The sequence below is a fragment of the Lysobacter enzymogenes genome, assembly GCF_017168095.1.
In the GTDB taxonomy this organism is placed as follows: Bacteria; Pseudomonadota; Gammaproteobacteria; order Xanthomonadales; family Xanthomonadaceae; genus Lysobacter; species Lysobacter enzymogenes_D.
This window is the reverse complement of the sequence record NZ_LXSD01000351.1, coordinates 1-5,274: the sequence shown is the minus strand read 5'-3', so window position 1 is coordinate 5,274 and position 5,274 is coordinate 1. Positions and strand designations below refer to the sequence as shown.

The window sequence follows — 5,274 nt, the reverse complement described above, 5'->3', positions numbered from 1 at the left end:
AAGCCCTGGATGCCCGCGTTCGCGGGCATGACGATAGGTGGGTTTCGTCGCGAGCGATTTTCTTCGCGCCACTCCAAGCCGTCATCCCCGCGAAGGCGGGGATCCAGAGACTTAAGCGTCATGTCGCGATGAAGCCTTGGATGCCCGCGTTCGCGGGCATGACGGTAGGAGGGTTTCGTCGCGAGCGATTTTCGCCGCGCTACTCCAAGCCGTCATCCCCGCGAACGCGGGGATCCAGAGACTTCAGCGTCGTGCCGCGCTAACGCGCCGCCCAGGAATCCTCGCGACTGCGGCGACGAACAACGCGTGCTGTCTTCCGTGCATCGCGCTGCACATGCACGAACAAACACACTTGCCGCGTGCGCTGCAATGCAGCAAGCAACATCGATGCATTCGCACGGTCTTCGAATCGATCGATGAACTCGCACAATGCGCAAGCGAATGCGCCGTCTTGTGACACGGCTCGAATTGCGCGTGTGATCCGGCCTCGCGCCAGCGTATTGCGTCGGCGGCGCGTATCTTCTTAGCTAGCCAAGCCCCGCGAACGGACGTCGAAGCACGACGTCGCGCTTCGCCGATCTCACGGGCCGCCGTTCGCGCAACGGCGTTCGCGAAGCCGACCGGCTTCATCGTCGATCCCATGAAAGATTCCCCTAGGAGTTTTCGCATGTACGCATCGAACCACCGTTCGCGCCGCGCCGCGCGCGTGTCCGTTTCCTGCCTCGTCGCCGCGCTGGCGGCGATGTCCTGCGGGGCTGCGCTGGCGGCCGATCAGGTCGATCCCCAGCTGAAATTCGCCATGCAGCGCGATCTGGGCATCTTCCCGGCACAGCTGCCGCAGTACCTGCAGACCGAAAAACTCGCGCGCACCCAGGCCGCGGCGATCGAACGCGAGTTCGGCAGCCAGTTCGCCGGCAGCTGGATCGAGCGCAACGAAGACGGCAGCTTCAAGCTCGTCGCCGCGACCTCGGGCGCGCGCAAGTCGACCACGCTGGGCGGGGTGGAAGTGCGCAACGTGCGCTACAGCCTCAAGCAGCTGCAGTCGGCGATGGATCAGCTCGACGCCGGCGCCAACGCGCGGGTGAAGGGCGTCAGCAAGCCGCTCGACGGCGTGCAGAGCTGGTACGTGGATCCGCGCAGCAACGCGGTGGTGGTCAAAGTCGACGACGGCGCGACGGAAGCCGGCGTCGACTTCGTCGCCCTCAGCGGCGCCGACAGCGCGCAGGTGCGGATCGAAAGCTCGCCGGGCAAGCTGCAGACCACGGCCAACATCGTCGGCGGCATCGAATACTCGATCAACAACGCTTCGCTGTGCTCGGTCGGCTTCTCGGTCACCCGCGGTACCACCAAGGGCTTCGTCACCGCCGGCCATTGCGGCAACGTCAACGCGGTCGCGCGCATCGGCGGCGCCCAGGTCGGCACCTTCGCCGCGCGCGTGTTCCCCGGCAACGACCGCGCCTGGGTCAGCCTGACCAGCGCGCAGACCCTGCTGCCGCGCGTGGCCAACGGCAGCAGCTACGTCACCGTGCGCGGCAGCGCCGAAGCCGCGATCGGCGCCGCGGTGTGCCGCTCGGGCCGCACCACCGGTTACCAGTGCGGCACCATCACCGCCAAGAACGTCACCGCCAACTACGCCGAAGGCGCGGTGCGGGGCCTGACCCAGGGCAACGCCTGCATGGGCCGCGGCGATTCGGGCGGTTCGTGGATCACCAGCGCCGGCCAGGCGCAGGGCGTGATGTCCGGCGGCAACGTGCAGTCCAACGGCAACAACTGCGGCATCCCGGCCTCGCAGCGCAGCAGCCTGTTCGAGCGGCTGACGCCGATCCTGAGCCAGTACGGCCTGAGCCTGGTCACCGGCTGATCGCCGGCAAGATCAGCGGCGCCGCGCCTGCAGCGCCGTCGATGCGGACGCCCCGCCTTGCGCGGGGCGTTCGTTTTTAGCGCCTCACCATTCAGGCCCGTTCGGCACCGGCTCGGCTTCCCACGCGGCGCGGCTGGCCGGCGCGAACTCGCGCGCGTCGCGGGTGCGCTGCGGATCGAGCTTGAGCTTCACCGTCTCGCGTTCGTCGACTTCCTGCGGGCGATAGCCGCTGCGGTGGAGCACGGTGCCGGCGAGGCTTTTCGCGCTCAGCCGGCCGTCGAATTCGAACAGGTCGCGGCTCGGGCGGCCGTCGTCGCCGCTGTCCTTGCTGTACTCGCGGCCGACGGTGAGCTTGGCGCGGAAGGACAGCTTGCCGCTGGCGGCGTCGAAGCGCACGTCCTGGAGCCGCCCGCGCGGGGTGTCGCCGGCCAGGCCCTGCGAGGAATAGAACAGGCCGAACAGCGCGCCGTTGTGGCGATAGAGCTCGACGTCGTAGCCGTAGGCGTGCGGGTCTTCGCTGTGGCCGATGCGCACGTTGCTGTAGACGCCGACGGTTTCGACCGCGTTGCTGCGCGTGGCGGCAGCCTCTGCAGCGGCGGCGGGCGGCGTCGCGGCGGCGAACGCCAGCGACAAGGCGAAGGTTGCGATCCGATGCATGGGGAACTCCATGAGGAAGCGCGGCCGCCTGCCGGCCGCGCCGATTCAATCCAGGAACTGCAGCTTGGCCAGTTCCGCATACAAGCCGCCCTGCGCCAGCAACTGCTCGTGCGTGCCCTCGGCGACGATGCGGCCGCGGTCCATGACCACGATCCGGTCGGCCTTGAGCACGGTCGCCAGGCGATGGGCGATCACCAGCGTGGTGCGGCCCTGCATCAGCGCTTCCAGCGCCTGCTGCACGGCGCGCTCGCTCTGCGCGTCGAGCGCGCTGGTGGCTTCGTCCAGCAGCAGGATCGGCGCGTCCTTGAGCAGGGCGCGGGCGATGGCGATGCGCTGCTGCTGGCCGCCGGACAGGCGCGCGCCGCGTTCGCCCAGCTCGGTCGCCAGGCCCTGCGGCAGGTCGTGGATGAAGTCGGTGGCGTGGGCCGCGCGCACGGCTTGGTCGAGTTCGGCGTCGCTGGCGTCGAGGCGGCCGTAGCGGATGTTCTCGCGCGCGGTGGTGGCGAAGATCGTCGCCTGCTGCGGCACCAGGGCGATGGCGCCGCGCAGCTGGCTGAGGTCGGCTTCGCGCACGTCCACGCCGTCCACCGTTACCGCGCCGTGCTGCGGGTCGTGGAAGCGCAGCAGCATCGAGAACACCGTGCTCTTGCCGGCGCCGGACGGGCCGACCAGGGCGACGGTCTCGCCGGGATTCACCCGCAGGCTGAAATCCTGCAGCGCCGGCAGGTCCGGGCGCTGCGGGTAATGGAAGCCGACGTGGTCGAACACGACCTCGCCGCGCACCGGCTGCGGCAGCGGCGTGGGCTGCGCGGGCGGCTGCACCGCGCTGCGCTCGGACAGCAGTTCGCCGATCCGGCCCATGCCGCCGGCGGCGCGCTGCAGGTCGTTCCAGACTTCGGCCAGCGCGCCGATCGAGCCGCCGCCGATCAGCGCGTACAGCACGAACTGGGCCAGGGTGCCGCCGGTGAGGCGGCCGGCGACCACGTCGTGCGCGCCCGACCACAGCACCAGGGTGATCGCGCCGAACACCAGAGTGATGGCGATGGCGGTGACCCAGGCCTGGGCGCGGATGCGCTTGCGCGCGGTCTTGATCGCCACTTTCAGCGAATCGCTGAAGCGGCCCTGCTCGTACGGCTCGCGCGCGTGCGCCTGGACCGTGCGCACCGCGCCGAGGGTTTCGCTGGCCAGGGTGTTGGCGTCGGCGATGCGGTCCTGGCTGGAGCGCGAGATGCGCTGCAGCCGGCGCCCGCCGACGATGATCGGCAGCACCGCCAGCGGAATGCCGAGCAACGCGTAGGCGGCCAGGCGCGGGCTGGTGACGAACAGCATCGCCAGGCTGCCGATGAAGGTGACCATGCTGCGCAGCGCCACCGACATGCTCGAACCGACCACGCTGCGCAGCAGTTCGGCGTCGGCGGTCAGGCGCGAGACCAGTTCGCCGCTGCGGTTGCGGTCGTGGAAGCCGGCGTCGAGCGCGATCAGGTGGCGGTAGAGCTGTTCGCGCAGGTCGGCGACGACTTTTTCGCCCAGCACCGAGACGAAGTAGAAGCGCGCCGCGGTGGCCAGCGCCAGGGCGATGGCCACCGCGAACAGCAGCAGGAAAGCCTGGTCGATCGCGCCGCTGCCGCGGCCGGCCGCGCTCTGGGCGAAGCCCTGGTCGATCATGGTCTTGAACGCCACCGGCAGGGTCAGGGTGACCGCGCTGGAGGCGGCCAGCGCGAACAGCCAGGCGACGAACAGGCCGAAGTACTTGCGCACGAACGGCCACAGGATGCGCAGGCTGCCGATCGGAGCCTTGTCGCGGTTGGATGCGGCCTGGGAGCCGGCGCTGGCGTCGGTCATCGGGTTTTCAGACTGGGGAGGGCGGCGCGCCGGGTTCGTCCAGGCGCACGCGATTACGGGTGGCGTCGCGCAGCTGCGCTTTCAAGGCGGGCAGTCGCGCGGCGGGCAGGCGCACGCGCACCCGCGCGCCGGCGGCGTCGAAACGTTCGTCGGCCTTTTCCGCGCCGAAGGCGTTCAGTGTCGCATGGACCGCGCCGGTGTCCGCGAACGGATACGCCAGTTCCAGCTCGGCGTAGGCCACCAGTTCGCGCCGCGGCGCGCGGCGCAGGCATTCGGCCGCGGCGCCGCCGTAGGCGCGCACCAGGCCGCCGGCGCCGAGCTTGATGCCGCCGTACCAGCGGGTGACCACGACCACGGTCTGGTCGCAGCCCTGGCCGTCGATCGCCGCCAGGATCGGCCGGCCGGCGGTGCCGGCGGGCTCGCCGTCGTCGCTGGAGCGGTATTGCGCGCCGATCCGGTAGGCCCAGCAGTTGTGGGTGGCGGCCGGGTCGGCGACTTCGGCCAGGAACGCCAGCGCCGCCTCCGGCGAGGCCGCCGGCGCGGCCAGGGCGATGAAGCGGCTGTGCTTGACCTCGAGCGTGTGGCTGGCGCGCTCGGCCAGGGTCGAGGCGCTCACCGGCGCGCTCCGCGGCCGCGCGCGGCGGGTGCGCTCATTGAAGCAGCGGCCGCAGATCCTTGGGAATGCGGATGTGCGGGTGGGCGCGGCGGAAGGCGCGCAGGTCCTGCCGGGCGAGGTCGGTTTCGCCGTCGTCGCGGTACTGGCGGATGCGTTCGAGCCACTGTTCGGGCGGCAGCGCGGCGGCGCGCTGCAGCGAGGCGTTGCGCGAGCCGGTGACCTGGATCTGCTCCAGGCGCGGATCGGCGGCGTTCTGCGCCGGCGGCGGGGGCGCCGCGGGGGCCGGCGCGGCCACGCC

At 70.9% G+C, this 5,274-nt stretch carries 4 protein-coding genes and 1 pseudogene; 1 reads left to right on the top strand and 4 read right to left on the bottom strand.

All coding sequences use genetic code 11. The features are described from left to right. Nucleotides 1-667 precede the first annotated feature (667 nt). A complete protein-coding gene (locus A7A76_RS13270) occupies nucleotides 668-1,861 on the top strand; it encodes a S1 family peptidase (protein WP_206411628.1) in 1,194 nt (397 codons plus the stop codon). Between the two features lie 84 nt (nucleotides 1,862-1,945). Here the strand turns inward: A7A76_RS13270 and A7A76_RS13265 are convergent, their stop codons facing one another. The 4 genes and pseudogenes from A7A76_RS13265 to A7A76_RS13250 form a co-directional block, all read right to left on the bottom strand. Further along, on the bottom strand, nucleotides 1,946-2,518 hold the full coding sequence (locus A7A76_RS13265) for a hypothetical protein (protein ID WP_206411627.1): 573 nt from the start codon (nucleotides 2,516-2,518) through the stop codon (nucleotides 1,946-1,948). Nucleotides 2,519-2,563: 45 nt separating this feature from the next. Continuing rightward, nucleotides 2,564-4,360: an ABC transporter transmembrane domain-containing protein gene (locus A7A76_RS13260; RefSeq protein WP_206411626.1), complete on the bottom strand. Its 1,797-nt coding sequence runs from the start codon at nucleotides 4,358-4,360 to the stop codon at nucleotides 2,564-2,566. A 7-nt stretch (nucleotides 4,361-4,367) separates the two neighbouring features. Next, nucleotides 4,368-4,976: a YigZ family protein gene (locus tag A7A76_RS13255; RefSeq protein WP_206411625.1), complete on the bottom strand. Its 609-nt coding sequence runs from the start codon at nucleotides 4,974-4,976 to the stop codon at nucleotides 4,368-4,370. Nucleotides 4,977-5,010: 34 nt separating this feature from the next. Then, nucleotides 5,011-5,274: pseudogene (locus tag A7A76_RS13250) on the bottom strand (hypothetical protein); the annotation flags it as partial.

Coding starts and splice junctions, on each gene's coding strand:
- A7A76_RS13260 (WP_206411626.1), bottom strand. CDS start 4,360: ATGACCGACGCCAGCGCCGGCTCCCAGGCCGCATCCAACCGCGACAAG.
- A7A76_RS13265 (WP_206411627.1), bottom strand. CDS start 2,518: ATGCATCGGATCGCAACCTTCGCCTTGTCGCTGGCGTTCGCCGCCGCG.
- A7A76_RS13270 (WP_206411628.1), top strand. CDS start 668: ATGTACGCATCGAACCACCGTTCGCGCCGCGCCGCGCGCGTGTCCGTT.